The 18,754-nt window shown below is 72.1% G+C and carries 16 protein-coding genes and 2 riboswitches; of the genes, 6 read left to right on the forward strand and 10 right to left on the reverse strand.

The annotated features are described in order from the left end of the window. Positions 1–5 precede the first annotated feature (5 nt). Positions 6–189, reverse strand: a riboswitch (cyclic di-AMP (ydaO/yuaA leader). 131 nt (positions 190–320) lie between these two features. Further along, positions 321–1,007, reverse strand: coding sequence for an iron-dependent transcriptional repressor DtxR (locus GKS42_RS20630; protein ID WP_154795530.1), 687 nt, complete (start codon positions 1,005–1,007; stop codon positions 321–323). A 147-nt stretch (positions 1,008–1,154) separates the two neighbouring features. Here GKS42_RS20630 and GKS42_RS20635 point away from each other — a divergent pair, with 147 nt between their 5' ends. The 3 genes from GKS42_RS20635 to GKS42_RS20645 are packed head-to-tail and all read left to right on the forward strand — an operon-like array spanning position 1,155 to position 4,096. Further along, the gene (locus GKS42_RS20635) at positions 1,155–2,156 is read left to right on the forward strand and encodes a citrate/2-methylcitrate synthase (RefSeq protein ID WP_154795531.1); all 1,002 of its coding nucleotides are present in this window, start codon (positions 1,155–1,157) and stop codon (positions 2,154–2,156) included. Between the two features lie 33 nt (positions 2,157–2,189). Next, positions 2,190–3,296: a phosphoserine transaminase gene (gene serC / locus GKS42_RS20640; RefSeq protein WP_154795532.1), complete on the forward strand. Its 1,107-nt coding sequence runs from the start codon at positions 2,190–2,192 to the stop codon at positions 3,294–3,296. Further along, positions 3,296–4,096, forward strand: a complete 801-nt coding sequence (locus tag GKS42_RS20645; RefSeq protein ID WP_154795533.1) for an SDR family NAD(P)-dependent oxidoreductase — start codon at positions 3,296–3,298, stop codon at positions 4,094–4,096. Before serC ends, GKS42_RS20645 begins: the two co-directional genes overlap by 1 nt. A gap of 5 nt (positions 4,097–4,101) precedes the next feature. On the opposite strand, the gene GKS42_RS20650 is transcribed toward GKS42_RS20645, so the two are convergent. From GKS42_RS20650 to GKS42_RS20675, 6 genes are all read right to left on the reverse strand, one after another. Further along, entirely contained in the window at positions 4,102–4,944 is an 843-nt protein-coding gene (locus tag GKS42_RS20650) for an energy-coupling factor transporter transmembrane component T family protein (protein WP_168217925.1), read from the reverse strand. Then, positions 4,941–6,758, reverse strand: coding sequence for an ABC transporter ATP-binding protein (locus tag GKS42_RS20655; RefSeq protein WP_154795534.1), 1,818 nt, complete (start codon positions 6,756–6,758; stop codon positions 4,941–4,943). Before GKS42_RS20655 ends, GKS42_RS20650 begins: the two co-directional genes overlap by 4 nt. After that, entirely contained in the window at positions 6,758–7,438 is a 681-nt protein-coding gene (locus GKS42_RS20660; RefSeq protein ID WP_154795535.1) for an ECF transporter S component, read from the reverse strand. The genes GKS42_RS20655 and GKS42_RS20660 overlap by 1 nt, the downstream gene beginning before the upstream one ends. Further along, positions 7,435–8,148, reverse strand: coding sequence for a YkoF family thiamine/hydroxymethylpyrimidine-binding protein (locus GKS42_RS20665; RefSeq protein WP_154795536.1), 714 nt, complete (start codon positions 8,146–8,148; stop codon positions 7,435–7,437). Before GKS42_RS20665 ends, GKS42_RS20660 begins: the two co-directional genes overlap by 4 nt. Positions 8,149–8,230: 82 nt before the next feature. Then, positions 8,231–8,344, reverse strand: a riboswitch (TPP riboswitch). Positions 8,345–8,553: 209 nt separating this feature from the next. Further along, positions 8,554–9,885: an MFS transporter gene (locus GKS42_RS20670; protein ID WP_154795537.1), complete on the reverse strand. Its 1,332-nt coding sequence runs from the start codon at positions 9,883–9,885 to the stop codon at positions 8,554–8,556. Further along, entirely contained in the window at positions 9,882–10,394 is a 513-nt protein-coding gene (locus GKS42_RS20675; protein WP_154795538.1) for a MarR family transcriptional regulator, read from the reverse strand. The genes GKS42_RS20670 and GKS42_RS20675 overlap by 4 nt, the downstream gene beginning before the upstream one ends. A 205-nt stretch (positions 10,395–10,599) precedes the next feature. Here GKS42_RS20675 and GKS42_RS20680 point away from each other — a divergent pair, with 205 nt between their 5' ends. Next, entirely contained in the window at positions 10,600–12,648 is a 2,049-nt protein-coding gene (locus tag GKS42_RS20680) for a PhoX family protein (protein WP_154795539.1), read from the forward strand. 26 nt (positions 12,649–12,674) lie between these two features. Here GKS42_RS20680 and GKS42_RS20685 read toward each other — a convergent pair whose 3' ends face one another. After that, positions 12,675–14,150, reverse strand: coding sequence for an NCS2 family permease (locus GKS42_RS20685; protein WP_154795540.1), 1,476 nt, complete (start codon positions 14,148–14,150; stop codon positions 12,675–12,677). An 87-nt stretch (positions 14,151–14,237) separates the two neighbouring features. On the opposite strand from GKS42_RS20685, the gene GKS42_RS20690 reads away from it, so the two are divergent. Both GKS42_RS20690 and GKS42_RS20695 read left to right on the forward strand, forming a co-directional pair. Then, positions 14,238–14,489: a DUF2530 domain-containing protein gene (locus GKS42_RS20690; protein ID WP_154795541.1), complete on the forward strand. Its 252-nt coding sequence runs from the start codon at positions 14,238–14,240 to the stop codon at positions 14,487–14,489. Next, positions 14,486–15,421 (forward strand): NAD(P)-dependent oxidoreductase, encoded by a 936-nt coding sequence (locus GKS42_RS20695; protein WP_154795542.1) that lies wholly within the window; start codon positions 14,486–14,488, stop codon positions 15,419–15,421. Before GKS42_RS20690 ends, GKS42_RS20695 begins: the two co-directional genes overlap by 4 nt. An 87-nt stretch (positions 15,422–15,508) precedes the next feature. Here the strand turns inward: GKS42_RS20695 and GKS42_RS20700 are convergent, their stop codons facing one another. After that, positions 15,509–16,381 carry an alpha/beta fold hydrolase gene (locus tag GKS42_RS20700; RefSeq protein WP_154795543.1) on the reverse strand — a complete coding sequence of 291 codons (873 nt, stop codon included), beginning with the start codon at positions 16,379–16,381 and terminating at the stop codon, positions 15,509–15,511. Then, positions 16,381–18,741, reverse strand: a complete 2,361-nt coding sequence (locus GKS42_RS20705; protein ID WP_154795544.1) for an alpha/beta fold hydrolase — start codon at positions 18,739–18,741, stop codon at positions 16,381–16,383. Before GKS42_RS20705 ends, GKS42_RS20700 begins: the two co-directional genes overlap by 1 nt. Between the last annotated feature and the right edge of the window lie 13 nt (positions 18,742–18,754).

Raw genomic sequence — 18,754 nt, forward strand, 5'->3', positions numbered from 1 at the left:
AATGTGGTACCTCTCCTGACGCCTACGAGGTGAGCTGTCGGGTTCGGGTGGGAGATCACCCGGTCTGCCGGACCTCACAGTCCGGCGGGACTTCACCCCAAGGAGTTCATCTGCTGCGAACTCCACAAGGATTGGGTCCCCCGTCCCTGTCTCTACTGATACGGGAACCTCGTTCGGTGACAGGGCTAGGCGTTCCGTCCGAGGTACTCGCCGAAGGAGGGTTTCGTCGAGCGAGGTTGAGGCTACATGACGCTCCCGGCGATTGTCACGTTCTGATCACGAAGTGTGTCCCAACGTGCATCCGCGACGCCCCGTCGGCCCTACTTGCCGACCTTCACGAAGAGGTGCCGCGCGGTCTCCTCGGGCAGGTCGAGGGCGTACTCGGCGCCGTCGACGCTGACCGTGATGACGTCCTGCCGCCGCTGCGAGGTCAGGGTCGCACCGGGACGCATGCCGGCCTCGCCGAACCGCGCGAGCAGCTCCACGTCCACCTGGAGGGGCTCCCCGATGCGGGAGAGCACGAATTCGGTGGGCTCGTCACGGGCGGCGTCCGCGAGCGCCACGCCGAGATCGATCGGGACCTTCGCGTCGCCGAACTCCTCCAGCCCGGGGATCGGGTTGCCGTACGGGTCGTGGTCCGGGTGGTCCATGAGGGTGAGCAGACGCTCCTCCACCTGGCGGCTCATCACGTGCTCCCAGCGGCACGCCTCTTCGTGCACGTGCGGCCAGTCCAGCCCGATCACGTCGGTGAGCAGGCGCTCCGCGAGGCGGTGCTTGCGCATCACCCGGGTGGCGCGCGCCATGCCCTCCTCGGTCAGCTCCAGGTGTCGGTCCCCGGTGACGACCATCAGACCGTCCCGTTCCAGCCGTGCGACCGTCTGGGAGACGGTCGGGCCGGAGTGGCCCAGTCGCTCGGCGATCCGGGCTCGCAACGGCACGATCCCATCCTCGATGAGCTCGAAAACCGTCTTCAGGTACATCTCGGTGGTGTCGATCAGATCGGCCATGGCGTCCTATCCATCCCCTTGCTCCAGAATCTCGACTCACCCTAGTCGCTGCCGCACGAGATCGGCCCTCGGACCCGACCGGTCACGACGCCGGCGGCGGTCGGCACTGGTCCGTGGGACGCCCGCGATCACCTACCCTTCACCGTGATGAGTGTCATACCCCCGATCTCCACCGTGGACCCCACCGCCGGGCTCCGATACCGCGGTCTCGACGTCGGCGACCTGGTCCGCAGGCATCCGTACGGGCAGGTCTGGGCACTGCTCGTGGACGGCACCCTTGACGGCGCGGCGCTGGCGCCGGCCGAGTCGTTCCCGCTGCCAGTGCGCACCGGGGACCACCGGGTCGACCTGCAGGCGGCGCTGGCCGCGCTGGCTCCGGTCTGGGGCTTCTTGCCGCTCACGGACGTCGACGGCGTCCGGTTGCGCACCGATCTCGCCCGCGCCTCCGCGATGGCGTTCTCGTTCCTCGCGCAGTCCGCCCGCAGCGAGGACCTGCCCTCGATCGGCCGGCGGGAGATCGTCGGCGCCGGCGGCCTGGCCGAACGGTTCCTGATGACCTGGCACGGCGAGGTGCCCGAGCAGGAGGCGACGGCGATCAACGCCTGCTGGGTGGCCCTGGCCGAGCACGGGCTGGCCACCTCCACCCGCGCAGCCCGCCTGATCGCGGGGACCGGGGCGGATGCCGCCGCGTGCCTGTCCGGAGCGGTGGCCGCCTCCAGCGGCCCGATCGGAGGCGGCGCCACGGCTCGCTCGCTCGGCGTCGTCGACGCCGCCGAGGAGCTCGGCGACGCACGCGCCGCCGTCCGGGCCGCCTTCGAGGCGGGCACCCTGTTCGGCTTCGGCAACTCCGGCTACACCGGGGCCGACCCCCGGGTGACGGCGTTGCGCCAGGTTGCCGCGGACCTCAACATCGAGCGGCTCGAGGTGGCCACGGCGGTCGCTGAGGCGGCCCGGGCCGAGTACGCCGACCGGGGCCTGCCGCTGCCCACCGACCGCGGCGACCACGTGATGTTCTGGGCGGGGCTACTGCTCGACTCGGCACGGGTCCCGGCCCGGATGTTCACCGCGATGTTCGCGTGTGCCCGGCTGGCCGGCTGGAGTGCCCACATCACCCAGGTGCACCAGGAACGACGAGCCGCGAACGCGTGACTGGCGCCCGCCCGGACCTGGAATGATCGGGGCGTGAGCACCCTCGCCATCCCCGCCGACCTCCTGCCCGCCGACGGCCGCTTCGGCTGCGGTCCGAGCCTGATCCGGCCCGCTCAGGTGGACGCCCTTGCCGCCCTCGGCACGACGGTGCTCGGCACCTCGCACCGGCAGCCGCCGGTGAAGTCCCTGGTCGGCCGGGTGCGGGAGTCCCTGGCCACCCTGTTCGACCTGCCCGACGGCTACGAGGTGGTCCTCGGCAACGGCGGCGCCACGTTCTTCTGGGACGCCGCCACGTTCGGGCTGATCCGGGAGCGTTCGCAGCATGTGGCCACCGGCGAGTTCGGTGCCAAGTTCGCGGCGGCCGCGAGCCGCGCACCGTTCCTGGCCGAGCCCGAGATCGTCGAGGCCGGCCCGGGCGAGGTCGCCCTGCCCAGGCCGAGCGACGCCGTCGACTCCTATGCCTGGGCCCAGAACGAGACCTCCACCGGCGTGCTCGCGCCCGTGCACCGGCTGCCGGGCACCGACGCCCTGATGCTCGTGGACGCGACCTCCGCCGCGGGTGGGGTGGGCGTGGACGTCGGCCAGAGTGACGCCTACTACTTCGCGCCGCAGAAGGCGATGGGCTCCGACGGCGGACTCTGGTTCGCGCTGCTGTCCCCCGCCGCGCTGGAGCGGGTCGCCGAGCTGGCCGGCCGGTGGGTGCCGGAGTCGCTGTCCCTGCCGGTGGCCGTGGAGAACTCCCGCAAGAACCAGACCCTGAACACCCCCGCGATCGCTACGCTCGTGCTGATGGCCGAGCAACTGGACTGGCTCCTGGACTCCGGTGGTCTCGCCGCCGCGGCCCACCGCAGCGCCACGTCGGCTGCGACCCTGTACGGCTGGGCGGAGTCCTCGGAGTACGCCGCACCGTTCGTGACGGCGGTCGAGGCCCGCTCCCCCGTGGTCGGCACCATCGAGTTCGACCCGAGCGTGGATGCCGCCGCACTGGCGGCGACGCTCCGGGAGAACGGCGTGGTCGACACCGAGCCGTACCGCAAACTCGGCCGCAACCAGCTCCGGGTGGGCATGTACCCCTCGGTGGACCCGGCCGACGTCGCGGCCCTGACGGCGTGCATCGACTACGTGATCGAGCACCGCTGATGCGCGGCCTCACGGGGCGGGTCGCCCTCGTCACCGGCGCCGGGCACGGCATCGGCGCGGCGATCGCCGGCCGGCTCGCGGCCGAAGGGGCGGGCGTGGTCGGCGTGGACGTGGACCTGCCCGCCGTGCAGGCCGTCGTCTCCGGGCTCGGCGACGGCGGCCTCGCCCTGAGGATGGACGTCACCGACCGGGACAGCATCGACGCGGCGGTGGCCGCGGCGGTCGAGGAGTTCGGCGGCATCGACATCCTCGTGAACAACGTCGGGGTGGCCGGCGGGATCCCGCTCGAGGACGTCGACGACGCCGAGTGGGACCGGCAGGTCGCTCCCACCCTGCGCGGTGCGGTGCGGTGCATCCAGGCGTGTCTGCCCGAGCTGCTGCGGGCCGCCGGCGGCGGCCGGATCATCTCGATCGCCTCGGTGAACGGGATGACGGCGGTCGGTGACGTGCCGTACTCGGCGGCCAAGGCCGCCCTGATCAACGCGTCCCTGAACATTGCGGTGGAGTACGGGCCGAAGGTGCAGGGCACCGTCGGCGGCGGCTCGGGCTGGGTTCGCTCGAACGTGGTCTCCCCCGGCACCATCGTGACCAGGAACTGGACCGAGGGCGGCCCCGAGCAGCTCGAGACACTGGACAAGATGGCCCAGCTCTACCCGATGGGCCGGGTGGGCCAGCCGGACGAGGTAGCGGCCGCCGTCGCGTTCCTGGCCTCGGACGACGCGTCCTGGATCACCGGCGTCAACCTGCCGGTCGACGGTGGCTTCATGACCGGTCCGCTGGTCCGGATCCGGGACTTCTAGGCTCGTCAGCCGAACACCCCGAGGGCGCCCCACCCGGCCAGCAGGCCGAGGCGCCAGGTCACCAGCAGCACCGCCGTCACCGTCGCGAGCGCGACCACCGTGAGGACCGCGTCACCCGGGGTGAGCCGGGCCGGGTCGTGGATCGTGCGGCGTCCGGCGCCGAGCCCGCGGGTCTCGAGCGCGATCGACATCCGCTCCCCGCGGCGCAGGGTCGTCACCAGCAGGGTGAACGACGCGCGGGCGAGGGCGCGCGGCGAGCGGGGCAGCGCGATCGGCCGCTCGGCGGGTCGCGACCGGGCCTCTGGTGACCGCTGGCGCCGCATCGCCTGTGCCTGCCGGATCGTCTGCCACTGCTGCGGCAACTGTTCGAGGAGCCGGTACCCGGCCAGCACCGCGTAGGCGAAGGCGCCGCTGAGCCGCACGTGCTGATGCAGGCTGGTCATGAGCCGGGCACCGTCGGTGGTGAGCACGAAGCCGAGCGACAGCGTGCCGATGAGCAGCGTCCGGACCGCCAGCGAGATCCCGATCTCGAGCCCCGGCGCCGTCACGTCGAGCGGCCCGAACGACCAGACGACCTGCCCCTGCCGGGTCAGCGCATTGACCGTGAACAGGCTGAGCCCGAAGAGGGCGAACGGCAGGTGCGCCCGCGCCATGGTGCCGAGCGGGATCCTCCCCGCCAGGATGACCGCCGGCACCGCGAGCAGGTAGAGGACCGTGGGGGTCCACGGGTCGAAGACACCGGTCACGACGGCCGAGATCACCAGGACGAGGGCGAGCTTGACGGCCGGGTCGCGCCGGTGCAGAGCAGAGTCGACGTCGAGCGGTCGCCCGAACGCGGCCGCGCTCACGCGACGGCCCCGGGTCCGAGGTTCAGAGCCTCGTCGAGGGTCTCGAGCAGATGCCGCAGCGCCACGCCGCTGCCGCGCCAGCCCTCCAGCAGCGGCGGCAGTGCGAGGCCGGCCCGCTCCAGCGCCGGGCCTGTGAAGACGTCGTCGACGCCGCCCCGGGCGAGGACCCCACCATCGGCGAGGACCACCACCTCGTCGGCCAGGGTGGCGACCAGGCGCAGGTCGTGGCTGACCAGGACCACGCCGCGCCCGTCGTCGGCGAGCCCACGCAACGCACGGGCGACGGCGGCGGTGGTGACCCGGTCCTGGCCGAACGTCGGCTCGTCGGCGAGGAACACCTCGTCCTCGCAGACGGCCATGGCCGCCAGGGAGAGCCGCCGCTGCTGCCCGCCGGACAGCCGGAACGGGTCCCGGTCGGCCACCGCGCCCAGGTGGTAGCGCGCCAGAACGGCGTCGACGACATCGGCGGGGTCGACGGTGCCGGCGGCGTTCGCGAGCGCCGGTGCCGGACCCGCCGAACCGGGCGGACCCGGCGAACCTGGCGGGCGCACCGGAACCGACGAACCTGGCGGACGCACCCCGTGCGCGACCTCGGCCCGGACCGAGCGCGCGAGGAACTGATGCTCGGGGTTCTGGAACACCAGGCCGGCCGGTGGCCCGTCGATCGTGCCGGTGAACGGCAGCAGTCCGGCCAGGGCGAGCAGCAGGCTCGACTTGCCGCACCCGTTCACCCCGACGACGGCGGTGATCCGGCCGCGGGTCACGTCCAGGTCCACGTCGGTCAGGACCTGCGCCGCGCCGCGGCGCACGCCGAGCCCGCGGGCGCGCAGGACGACCCCTCCAGCGCGAGCCGACGACGACGGTGCCGACGGTGCCGACGCGGACAACGCCGACGGTGCCGACGACCGTGGTGCCGATGACGACCGGCGCACGCTCCGCCGTCGGGCCATCAGCTCCACCAGACCCGCGCGCAGCGCGGCACGCCCGGGTGCGACCTCGCGGCCAAGCGCCAGGCCGACCTCGATCCCGGCCGGGAGCCACGCCCCGGCGCCCGCCAGGGCCACGCCGTGCTCGCGCAGGACCTGCGGCGTCGGCCCGGCGGCCCGGACCCGGCCGGCGTCATCGAGGACGACCACGAGCTCGGGCAGCCGCCCCAGCTCGTCGAGGCGGTGCTCGATGAGGATCTGTGCGGGTCCGGGTGCCGCGAGGAGCGCGCCGATCCGCCGGGCGGCCGCGGTGTCGAGCAGCGCCGTCGGCTCATCGAGGAGCAACACCTCCGGACGCGCCACGAGGGCCGCCGCGAGCGCGACCCGCTGACCCTGCCCGCCGGAGAGCTCGCCGGTGCGTCGCCCGATCAGGTCCGAGGCACCGACCGCCGCGAGCGCCGCACGCACCCGGGAGCCGATCTGCGCCGGCGGCACCGCTCGGTTCTCACAGGCGAACGCGACCTCGTCCACGACCGTGGGCAGGCACAGCTGGTCCGCGGGGTCCTGCGTGAGGGTGCCGACCCGCCCGGCCAGGACCGGCACGGGGGTGGTGGTCGGGTCGGTGCCGGCGATGCGGACCCGGCCGGTCACGTCGGCATCGATGGTGCCCGGGACCACCCCGGCGAGGACCCGTAGCACGGTGCTCTTGCCGGACCCGGACGAGCCCATCAGCAACAGCCGCTGCCCGGCGGGCACGTCCAGGTCCACGCCCGCGAGGGACGGTGCGGACGCCGTCGGGTAGTGCACCCGCAGGTCCCGCACGGTGACCGCGGCCGAGGGCTCGGGCGGCGTGCGGCGATCCGCGGCGGACGCGGGCGCGGCCGTCATCAGCGGGTGCGGGCGGCGCTGCGCTGGGCCCGCCCGATGGCGTAGTTGTCCAGCACGCCGGTGCGCAGCAGGGCGTCCCCGATGAGCTTCGCGAGGAGCCCGCAGAGCAGGATGCCGCTGGCGAACTGCAGGCCCACGCGCAGCGCGAAGAAGTCCTGCCCGGCCCATCCGAACCGGACCATCCCGAGCACCAGGTTGAACAGGGCTGCGCTGATCCCGGAGGCCAGGAACACGCCCCAGCCGTACCGGCGGTACCTGGTGAGCGCGAACGGGAGCTCGGCGCCGACGCCCTGGATCAGGCCGACCAGGAGCAGCATCGGTCCGACCGGTGAGGCCAGGAACACCACCTCGACGATCGCGGCGATGATCTCGACGACGATGCCGACGCCGGGCTTGCGGACGATGTAGACCGCGAGCGGGGCGACGACCATCCAGCCGCCGGCGAGGGCGTTCTGGGCGAGATCGCCGAACGGGCCCATCGCCACCTGGAGCCAGCCCCACAGCTGCACGAGGGCCCAGTAGAGGAAGCCGAAGACGACGGCGAGGGCGGCGAGGAGGACCAGGTCGTGCAGGGTGATCGGGGCCCGGCGGGGCGCGGTGGGGTCGGGGCGTGGGGTGCCCTGCTTCGGGGCGTTCTGGCCCTGGGCGTCCCGGCGTGGGCCTTCGGTTCGCGCGCTCATCGGTCGCCCGCAGTGCTCGGCGAGCTGGGCGAGTTCAGCGAGATGGTCGCGTGCGTGGCCACATGCCGGACGGACCGGCCGACGGTGAGCCAGGCGTCCCCGATGGTGGTGAGCACGTCGGCGAGGTCGCCGTCGAGGCGGGTTGCGAAGTGTTCGCTGCGGGTGAGCGTGCCCCGCTCGCGGGCGTCGTCGATGGCGGCGTAGATGGCGCTCATGTGATCGCCGTCGGGACCGTCGTGCAGGGGGTACAGCGACCAGTGCGCGGCGGCGCGCAGACCGGTGGGCGGGATCGGCGCGAGCCGCTCCGGAGCGAACGCGACGCCGTCGGCCACCTCGCAGGCGACCTCGCCCGGGCAGCCGCGGGAGAGCAGCACCTGGGCCACGGTGTGCACGCCGGTGCGCCCGGCCCGCGCGATCACCGCGGTGAGGTAGCCGACCACATCGGACTCGGTGCCACGTACGAACGTGGAGACGTCGTCGGTGACGACCTCGAGCCCGGCCGGACGGTCCACGGCGAGGGCATCGATGATGACCTCGACGAACCGATCCGTGAGCGGAAGCAGCGTGAACCGGGCACCGACGCCGTACGCGCCCGGGGTGGGCGACGCCTCGGCGGACGTGCCGGCGGCGGGGATGGAGCCGTTGGTCGGTGCCGTGGCGGCGGCGGTGGCGGGTGCGGGCGGAGTGAAGGGGCTGGTGACTTCGGGCATCGTCGGGTCCTCTCGTCGAAGGACCCCCGGCGAGTGCACGACGCCGGGCCCAACCCACGTCGGAGACCTCCGGCACGGGTCGTGCCCGACAACTGCCCTACTCCCTACGCTGGTGCTAACCAGTTCAGGTTCCTCGGGTCTGCGGCCGGTGTACCGACCGCACTCTCAGCGCCAACGCGCTCCCCGGGGGCTATGTCACGGCCACCCTAGCCCCGAACCTGTACCGCGGAGCAGGCGCCGTCCAATCCGTGGACGGCTACCGGCCGGAGATGGACCGCGCGAACTCGCTGCGCCGCCGACCCAGTCACCTGGCCCTCGAGTTAGTCATGAACAACCGCCTACCTCGACGGCTGGGTGACTACATCGACCACGCCGTCAGCCGCATCATCAAACCCGTGCGCTGGGTCACGCGGCCTGGCCGCCGTCGGTGGCCTGCTGGGAGGCGACCTCCACGCGGGCGCGTTCGCGGGCGGCGCGCTCCTCGGCGTTCGTGAGGATCAGGTGCGGGCGGCGGCGCAGCCGGTAGGACACCTCGATCTGCCAGTTCCGGTGCGCCCACAACGCGGCCGCCGCGGCCACCAGCACCGAGGCGATCGCGCCGATCCCGATGGACCAGCGCGGCCCCCAGGCCTCGGCGACCCAGCCCACGAACGGGGAGCCGATCGGGTTCCCGGCGAACAGCACCACCACGTACAGGCTCATCACGCGGCCCCGGATCGCGGGGTCGGTGCCGATCTGGATGGCGGCGTTCGCGGTCGTGAGCATGGTGATGGAGAAGAAGCCCACCGGGATGCACGCGAGCGCGAAGAGCTCATAGGTGGGCGCGAGCGACATCAGGCCGGAGAACACTCCGAACAGCGCGGCGGCGGCGATCACGCTGCGCACCCGGGGCTGCTTGCGCCGAGCGGCGAGCAGCGCGCCGGCGAGCGACCCGATCGCGAGGATCGAGCCGAGGATGCCGTACTCGCTCGCGTCCTTGCCGAACTCGATCCGGGCCATCACCGCGGAGGTGAGCTGGAAGTTCAGGCCGAGTCCGCCCACCACGAACACGACGATCATGATCATCATGATGTCGCTGCGGTGCCGGACATAGGCCATCCCGGCCCGCAGTTGCCCCTTGGCGCGCGCGATCCGTGGCGACACGTGCAGCTCGGCGGTACGCATGATCGCCATCACGAAGATGGTCGCGGCGAACGAGACCGCGTTGATGATGAACACCCAGCCCGGTCCGACGAGTGCGATCAGGAGCCCGGCCGCGCCGGGTCCGATCAGCCGGGCAGCGTTGAACGACGCACTGTTCAGGGCGACCGCGTTCGCGAGCCCGCTGGCCGGCACGAGCTCGGAGACGAACGTCTGCCTGGCCGGGGCGTCGAACGCGCTCGCCACCCCGAGCAGGGTCGCCAGCACGTACACGTGCCACAGCTCGGCGTGCCCGAACAGCACGAGCGCACCGAGAGCCACCGCGAGCAGACCGAGGATGCCCTGCGTTGCCATGAGCAACTTGCGCCGGTCGATCCGGTCCGCGAGCAGGCCGGCGTACGGGCTGAGCAGCACCGACGGCGCGAACTGCAGCCCGGTGACGATCCCGACGGCGAGGCCCGAGTCGTCGGACAGTTCGGTCAGGACCAACCAGTCCTGGGCGATCCGCTGCATCCAGGTGCCCACGTTGGCCACGAGGGCACCGGCGAACCAGAGCCGGTAGTTGTAGTGCCTCATCGAGGCGAACATCGCGCTCACTGGGTGTAGATCCTCCGCATGATCTCCTCGGCGTCGGAGAGCGTCTGCCGTTCGGCGGGCGTCAGGGATGCGAGCCGTCGGGAGAGCCACTGGTCCCGACGGCGCCGCGTGGCGATGATGTGCTGCTCGCCCGCCTCCGTGAGCGAGACGACGACCTGTCGCTTGTCCCCCGGGTGGGCCGCCTTGGTGACCATGCCGAGGTCCATCAGGGTCTGGATCGTGCGGGTCATCGTGGGCGCGCTCACGTGCTCGCGCTCGGCGAGGGCGCTCGGGCTCTGCGGGCCCAGGTTGAACAGGCCGCCGAGCACCGCTCCCTGTGCCTCGCTGACGGCGTTGGAACGCTCCGCACGCAGCCGCCTCGAGGTGCGCAGCAGGGTCACCCGCAGCCGGGCGGCGAGGCCGCCGTCACCGCGTGACGGTTGCTTGCGCGCAGATGCCGCCGAAGCTCCCCCGAGGGACGCGCCGCCGACGGCGGAACCCGCAGGAGGAGTGGGAGTCGCGTCGGTCACGATACTCGAGTATAGATCATTAGTTCGGCTAAGTAAACTTCGACCTCCGCCGGAGGTGGCGTCCGCAGCCGATTTGCGGCACGTCAGGGTGCGTAATTCTGCCGTTCCGCAACGGTCAACCACTGGTCACGGCCCGTTCACCCGGGCCGCGCCTGGGCGTCCTAGCGTCCGTAGCGTCCCCGTCTGCGCGAAGGAGCAGTCCCCGATGTTGACATCACCCCGCAAGCTCTTGCCGCTGATCGCGAACCACAGCAGCAACCGCTCCCCCATGACCTGCAAGTACCGCTGCGGCGACGCCTGCTTCCACGAGGTGCCGAACACCTCCGAAGGCGCCTACCTCGGCGACATCATCGCCTCCGGCATCTCCCGCCGGAGCCTGCTCAAGGTCGGCGCCGTGGTGGCCGTGGCCGGCGCCGGCGCCGCGACCCTCGGCGCCCAGCCCGCCGCCGCCGCCCCGGCGCAGGCGGCCCGTGGCCTCGCGTTCACGCCCGTCCCGCCGAACTCCGAGCACGCCGTCAGCGTGCCGGAGGGCTACACCTCGAAGGTACTGATCCGGTGGGGCGACGCGCTCTTCTCGGACGCGCCGGCGTTCGACCCCGAGAACCAGAGCGCCGCCGCCCAGGAGCGCCAGTTCGGCTACAACAACGACCACCTCGACCTCTTCGAGATCCGCCGCGACGAGCACGTCATGGTGATCAACCACGAGTACACGAACGAAGAGATCATGTTCCCCGGCTACGACCCGGCGGCTCCCACGCAGGACCAGGTGGAGATCGCCTGGGCCGCGCACGGCCTCACCGTCGTCGGCGTCACCGGTGCGGCGCAGGGTCGCCCCTCCGGCGAGCTGACCACCGTCGTCGACCACCGGCTGAACCGCCGGCTGACGGCGACCACACCGTTCGAGCTGACCGGCCCGGTGGCCGGCAGCGAGCACGTGCGCACGACGGCCGACCCGGACGGCCGCACCGTGCTCGGCACCCTGAACAACTGCGCCGGCGGCGTGACGCCGTGGCGGACCTGGCTGACCGCCGAGGAGAACTTCAACCAGTACTTCGCAGGAGCGGACGAGGTGACCGACCCGGTGGTCCGCGAGCGGCTGCGTCGCTACGGCCTGCCCGGTGGCGCCTCGGAGCGGAAGTGGGAGGCGTACGACCCGCGATTCGACCTCGGCGCGGAGCCGAACGAGGTGAACCGGTTCGGCTGGATCGTCGAGGTCGACCCGTTCGACCCCGAGTCCACCCCCCGCAAGCGCACCGCCCTCGGCCGGTTCAAGCACGAGGCGGCCAACATCCACCTGAGCCGGCAGAACCAGGTGGTCGCCTACATGGGTGACGACGAGCGGTTCGACTACCTGTACAAGTTCGTCTCCCGGGATGCCTTCCGCCGCAACAACCCCGAGCACAACGCCACCCTGCTGGACAACGGCACCCTGTACGTCGCGCTGTTCAACGGGAACTCGCCGGTCGAGGAGATCGACGGGTCCGGCACCCTCCCCAGCGACGGTGGGTTCGACGGCGCCGGCGAGTGGATCCCGATCGTCACCAGCGACGAGGCCGGCGCGCACTCCCACGTGGAGGGCATGACCGGCGTCGAGGTGCTGCTGTTCACCCGCCAGGCCGGCGACGCCGTGGGCGCCACGAAGATGGACCGGCCGGAGGACGTCGAGACGAACCCGCTGACCGGTGTGCTCTACGTCGCGCTGACCAACAACACCAACCGCGGCACCGGCACGAACCCCGGCCCGGACGAGACGAACCCGCGCTCGTCCAACCGGCACGGGCACGTCATCGAGCTGATGGAGACCGGGAACGACCCGCGCGCCTACACCTTCGACTGGCGGATCTTCCTGCTCTGCGGGGACCCGAACGACCCGAGCACCTACTTCGCCGGGTACGACAAGTCGCAGGTGTCCCCGATCTCCTGCCCGGACAACGTCACCTTCGACCCCTACGGGAACCTCTGGATCAGCACCGACGGCAACGCCCTCGGCACGAACGACGGGCTGTTCGGCGTCGCCGTCGACGGGGAGTACCGCGGCCAGGTCAAGCAGTTCCTGACCGTGCCGATCTCCGCGGAGACCTGTGGCCCCAAGGTCACCGAGACCCGCGTGCTGGTCTGCGTGCAGCACCCGGGTGAGCGCTCCGGCGCCACGTTCGAGAACCAGTTCTCGCACTGGCCCGACGGCGGCACGTCCGTCCCGCGGCCGGCCGTCGTCGTCGCATGGCGTCCGGACGGTATCCGGATCGGCCGCTGAGCGAGCCGGCCCTCATCCGGTGCGCGTCAGCCGAACCAGACCTGCAGCGGTCCGCGGATGTAGTAGAGGACGAACAGGATCGCCGCGCCCCACATCAGCGGGTGCACCTTCGAGGCCTTGCCGACGGCGATCTTGATCACGACGAAGGCGATGAAGCCGGCGCCCATGCCCGCGGTGATCGAATAGGTGAACGGCATCAGGATGATCGCCAGGAACGCTGGGAGGGAGACCTCGATGTTCTTCCAGTCGATCCCGGTCACCTGGGACATCATCAGGAAGCCGACCAGCACCAGCGCCGGGGTGGCGGCCTCCGACGGGACGATGTCCACGATCGGGGACAGGAACGTGGCGAGCAGGAACGCGATGCCGGTGACCACCGAGGCGAGCCCGGTCCGGGCCCCCTCACCCACACCGGCCGCGGACTCGATGTAGCTGGTGTTGGACGAGACCGACCCGGCGCCACCGGCGACCGCGGCGATGGAGTCCACCACGAGGATCGCGCGAGTGCGCGGCGGGTTGCCCTGTTCGTCCAGGAGCCCGGCCTCGCTGCCGACCGCGACCATCGTGCCCATCGTGTCGAAGAAGTCGGCGAGCAGCAGGGAGAACACGAGCAGGACGACGGTGATGATGCCGACCTTCTCGATCGACCCGAACAGCGAGAAGTTCCCGAGCAGGTCGAAGTCCGGGACCGCGACGGGCGAATCCGGGAGCGCCGGTGTGTTGAGCTTCCACCCGCTCGCGTTCGACCCGTCCGGGGTCTGCGGGCCGATGTTCGCGATCGCCTCGATGATGATCGCCAGGACGGTGGCGGCGATGATCGAGATGAGCAGGGCGCCCTTCACCTTCTTGACCCAGAGCACGATCGTGAGGATCAGCCCGATCACGAACACCAGCATCGGCCACCCGACCAGGGAACCGCCGATCCCGAGCTCCACCGGCGTGGCCAGGGATGCCGGGATCCGGACGATGCCCGCGTCGACGAGGCCGATGAACGCGATGAACAGGCCGATGCCGACACTGATCGCGGTCTTGAGCTCCACCGGCACCGCCTTGAAGACCGCCTCCCGGAACCCGGTGAGCACCAGGACGAGGATGATGATGCCCTCGAGCACCACGATGCCCATCGCGTCCGCCCAGGTCATGTCCGGCAGGATCGCGATCGAGAACGCGACCACGGCGTTCAGGCCGAGCCCGGCGGCGAGCGCGATCGGGAAGTTCGCGGCCACCCCCATCACGATCGACATCACGCCGGCGATCAGGGCGGTCGCGGCGGCGACCTTGGCGACCGACGTCGCCCCGTCGCCGCCGAGGAAGTTGCCGGTGCCGTCGGCCACGGTGCCGATGATCAGCGGGTTCAGAACGATGATGTAGCTCATCGCGAAGAACGTGACGAGGCCTCCACGGACCTCCCGTCCGACGGTCGAACCACGCTCGGAGATCTTGAAGAACTTGTCCAGGGGACCGGACGCCACGGCCGCGTCATCGGTGCGAGGGGTGCTCATGGGTCGCCATCCTGGCAGAGGAACGATGCGCGGAACACCCTTGGACACCCGGCCCGGTCGCACCCGGTCCTGTCCTACGATCGGGGGGTGTCCCCCTCCCCTGACCGCCCGGCGCCGAAGGAGCTCGCTCCCGCGCGGGTGAACGCGAAGGCGCTCGTCCTGGTCGGCATCGGAGCATGGCTGGCTGCCCTCGTGGTGCTCGGGGTGCTGCACCTGACCGGGTCGGTCATCGACGGACGCTGGCCGCTGATCTGCGTCGCCGGCCTGCTCCTGGGCTGGGTCGGGTTCTGGTGGCTGCACCGCGTCCATCTCATCAACGACGAAGGAATCTCCGAGTGAAACTGCTGCTCCCGAACTCGATCCCCATCACCGTCACGGCGCCCGACGGCGTCACGACCGCGGTCTACGACGTCGCCGCCCCGATCCCCGCCGAGCACAGTGACGCGGAGGCGATCGTGGTGTGGGGCAGCTCGGGCGAGCGGATCGCGGCCATGGTGACCGAGCTGCCGAAGCTCCGGTGGATTCAGGCCCTGATGGCCGGCACCGACTCCGTGGCCGCGGCCGGGTTCGACGATTCCGTGGTGCTGACGTCCGGTGGCGGGCTGCACGACGCGCCCGTCGCCGAGCACACCCTCGCGCTCATCCTCGCGGCCGCGCGCCGGCTCGATACGGCCGTCCGCGCCGGTGACGCCCACGAGTGGTACAAGTCCCTGGACGTGAACCAGGCGTTCGGGACCGCCGGGACGTTCACCACGCTGTTCGGAGCGAAGGTCGTGATCTGGGGCTTCGGCGGGATCGGCACCCGGCTGGCCGGCTTCCTCACCGCGCTCGGAGCCCAGGTGACCGGAGTGGCCACCACCGCCGGGGAACGGGCCGGCTACCGGGTGATCACCCCCGCGGACCTGCCCGGCGAGCTCGCCGACACCGACGTGCTCGTCGACATCCTCCCGGCGCTGCCGACCACGCAGAAGGTGGTCGACGCCGCGATCCTTGGCGCGCTGCCGGCGCACGCCTGGTTCGTCAACGTCGGCCGGGGCGCCACCGTGGACGAGGCCGCGCTGCGGCAGGCACTGGTCGAGCAGAGCATCGGCGGCGCCGCGCTGGACGTGTTCGCCACCGAGCCGCTGCCCGCTGACGACCCGCTCTGGGGCTCCCCCAACCTGATCGTCACCCCGCACAGCGCGGGTGGCCGCCCGCAGGACCCGGAGCAGCGGATCGAGGAGAACCTGCGCCGGTTCCTGGCCGGCGAGGAACTCCTGTACACGGTCTGAGCGAGCGAGGGTGCGATCGGGCGGCGGATCCCGCCGATCGGCCGCAGGACCGCACCCTCGCGGGTCGGCTCGCGGGTCGGCGGCGGGTCAGCGGGTGACCCGGCTGATGAAGTCGCGCAGCAGGAGGTTCACGAGGACCGGGTCGCGGGCCATCGGGAGGTGCCCGGCGCCGTCGATCTCGACGTGCTCGCCCCCGGTCAGGTCGGCGACGATCCGGCCCCGCTCGGGCACCTGACACCGGTCCTCGGACCCGGTGATGACGAGCACCGGGCACCGGATGGCCGCGCAGGCGGCCCGGGCCGCGGCCTCGCCGGAGTACCTCGACGGCGGTGCCTCCTCATCCGCGAGCTTCACCTCCGCCGTCGTATCCTGCGCCCAGGCGACCAGGTCCTCGACCTGCTTCGTCGAGTGCGGCTCGGGGAACAGCTGCTCGAAGAAGAACCGCGCGAAGCCGGGCCAGTCCCGCAGCCAGTAGTGCCGGTTGAGTTTGGCCCAGCCCTCATCGGTGTCGAGCACGGCGTCGAAGTCGTAGGCGACCTTCCACGGGTGCGGCGCCGTCAGCGGCAGGCCGGGGTTGATCGCGACCACGCCACGCACCCGCTCGGGGCGTTCGGCGGCCATGACCAGCGCGAGCCCGGCCCCGCTGCAGACCCCGCACAGCACGGCCGCGGCGGCGTCGACCTCGTCGAGCACCGCCCACGCGTCCTCGACCATGCGCTCGAACGCGAAGTCGGCAGGGTCCGTGGTCCGGTCCGAGCCGCCGTTGCCGCGTGGGTCCGCCGTCACCACCCGGAAGAACCGGGCCAGGAACGGTACCTGCGCCTTCCACGCGCGGCCCTGCGTGATCACGTCCGGCATCAACAGAAAGACCGTCGGTGCACCGGTGCCGAAGACCTCGAAGTGGGTGCGGACCCCGCGCACGCTCACGTGGCCCGCGCGGGTCGGCGCGAGCGCGCGCATCAGAGCAGCTCCGCCAGCATGGCCGCGGCCCGTGCCGCACCGTCGGTCTCCACCGGGAGCGCCGTCGGGACGCGATCGATCTCGGCGGCCATGGCCGCTGCGAGCGCGTCCGGGTCGGACGCCTCGGCGTAGTCGACGCAGCGGCCCGCCCGGTACCGCTCGAGCCGGTGCCGCACGTGCACGTTCTGCTCGAAGTGGTGCTGCAGCGGGACGTACAGGAACGGCCGGCCGGCCGCAGCGAGCTCCATGGACGTGGTCAGCCCGCCCTGGACCACGGCCAGGTCGCACGCGCCCAGGTGCCGGTACAGGTCCGGGACGTACCCGCGATAGGTGACGCCCCGCCGTCGGGGCAAGTCGTCGGGATCGATCCGCGGACCGGTGACGACGAGGACGTGCAGGCCGTCGACGGCCCGGCGGGCGGCCGGCACGGCGTCCAGGACGCGGCGCAGCAGCGAGGTGCCGACTCCCGAGCCGCCGACCGTGACCACGCAGAGCCGGTCGTCGGTGCGCAGGCCCAGCCGGCGGCGCAGCGCCTCGCGCTCTGCGTCGGTCGGCGGCACGAAGCCGGTCACGTACCCGGCGAAGTCGAAGTTCGCCTCGGTCCACTCGCGGATGCCGGGCAGTCCCGGCCCGAACGCGAGGTCCACCACGTCGTCGGGGTTGCCCACGAAGATCGAGCGGTCCCGGATCCGCCGGTAGCGGGCCCGCTGCTCGATCATCTCCGCGTTGTAGTCGGTCGTGAGCGCCACCTCGGCCTCACCGCCGTCGGGCATCGGCACCCAGCCGACGAAGTCGGTCATCCACGCGAACGAGAACCGCTTGAGCTCGGGGTTCTCGTGCAGGAAGTAGTCGACGTCCCAGGCTTCGTCACCGATGACGAGATCGTAGGTGCCGTCCGCGACGACGTCGGCGAAGACCATGAAGTTGTTCACCAGGATCTCGTCCATCTGGCGGATCGCCTGGAACGCGTGCAGGTCGTGGTCGGCGGAGGCGTCCTCGAAGTGGGCCGACTCGTTCGCCAGCCATGCCGATGCGGGATGGACGCGTTCGCCGGCGTCGGTGAGCACGCGGGTCACCGGGTGCTGGGTGAGCCAGTCGATCTGGAGGTCCGGGTGGTGGGTGCGCAACGCCTGGGCGACGGCGAGGTCCCGCCGGGCGTGACCGAGGCCGATCGGGGAGGACAGGTAGAGGGCGCGCCGGGGCCGGCGCTGCGCGCGCGTCCAGGTCCGACGGCGAGGCTGAGGCTGCCAGCGCGTGTCCGGCCGGTCCGGGGTGCTCGAGGCGGCCGGCGCGGCGGGCCCGGGTCGGGTGACGCTGACGGTGTCCATCGCGAACTCCTTGATCAGGAGGTTGGTGCGGACCCGGTCCCGGGCGGGCAGGCCGTGCCCACCGCCGTCGACCAGGACGAGTTCACCGCGGGTCAGGTCGGCGAGCCGGATCCCGATGGCCGCGGGCCGTACCGCGTCCTCGAGCCCGTGCACGACGAGCACGGGGCAGCGCACCTGCTCGCACAGCGGGTCGAGCGGGGTCCGGGTGGCGCCCTCCAGGCCGAGGCGTCCGGCCGTCGTGTCCGCGAGGGTCTGCGGGCTGATCTGGTGGGCCCACCGGACCACGTCCTCGATCGGCTTCGTGGAGTGGGGCTCGGTGAACATCTTCCGGGCGAAGAAGTCGACGTAGTCGTCGTACCCGCCGCCGAGCCAGTAGTCCTTGTTGTACTTGGCCCAGCCCTGCGTGGTGTCGAGGTGGCCGTCCCACGCGTACTTCTCCCGTTCTGGCGCCGCCACGGCCAGCCCACAGGACGGCGCGATGGCCACGAGCGCCATCACCCGCTCCGGGTGGCGCGCCGCGAGGTGGACCGCCCAGGCCGCGCCGCAGGAGTAGCCGACCACGACGGCCCGGTCGGTGCCGGTCGCGTCCAGCACGGCGGCCGCGTCGGCCGCGTACTGCTCGTCGGTGTAGGCGGGTGCCCCCGCGGGCCGCCCGGCCGCGCCGCTGCCCCGACCGTCGAAGGTGATGACCCGGAAGTACCTCGCCAGGTAGGGCACCTGCGCCTTCCAGAACCGGGACGGCACCAGGGACCAGGTCGGCAGCAGCAGGATCGTCGTCGCCCCGGAGCCGGATACGGCGTACGGGATGCGCACCCCGTCGCGGATGGTGACGCCGGTGGTGTTCGGGGCACGGGCCGGCCGGGGCTCGTCGCGGACCGGCGGCGCGTTCCCCCGGCTCGGGGCCGCCACGACCCCCGCCGGAGGGATGGACCCTCCGGCGGTGTGGCCGACCCGGCCCTCGGCGGCGTGAGTGAACCGGAGGACCCTGGCTCGCGTCGGGCTGCCTCGCCCGACCACGGGACGTCCCGTCATGTCCGCAGTGTCC

The organism is Occultella kanbiaonis (genome assembly GCF_009708215.1).
GTDB lineage: Bacteria > Actinomycetota > Actinomycetes > Actinomycetales > Beutenbergiaceae > Occultella > Occultella kanbiaonis.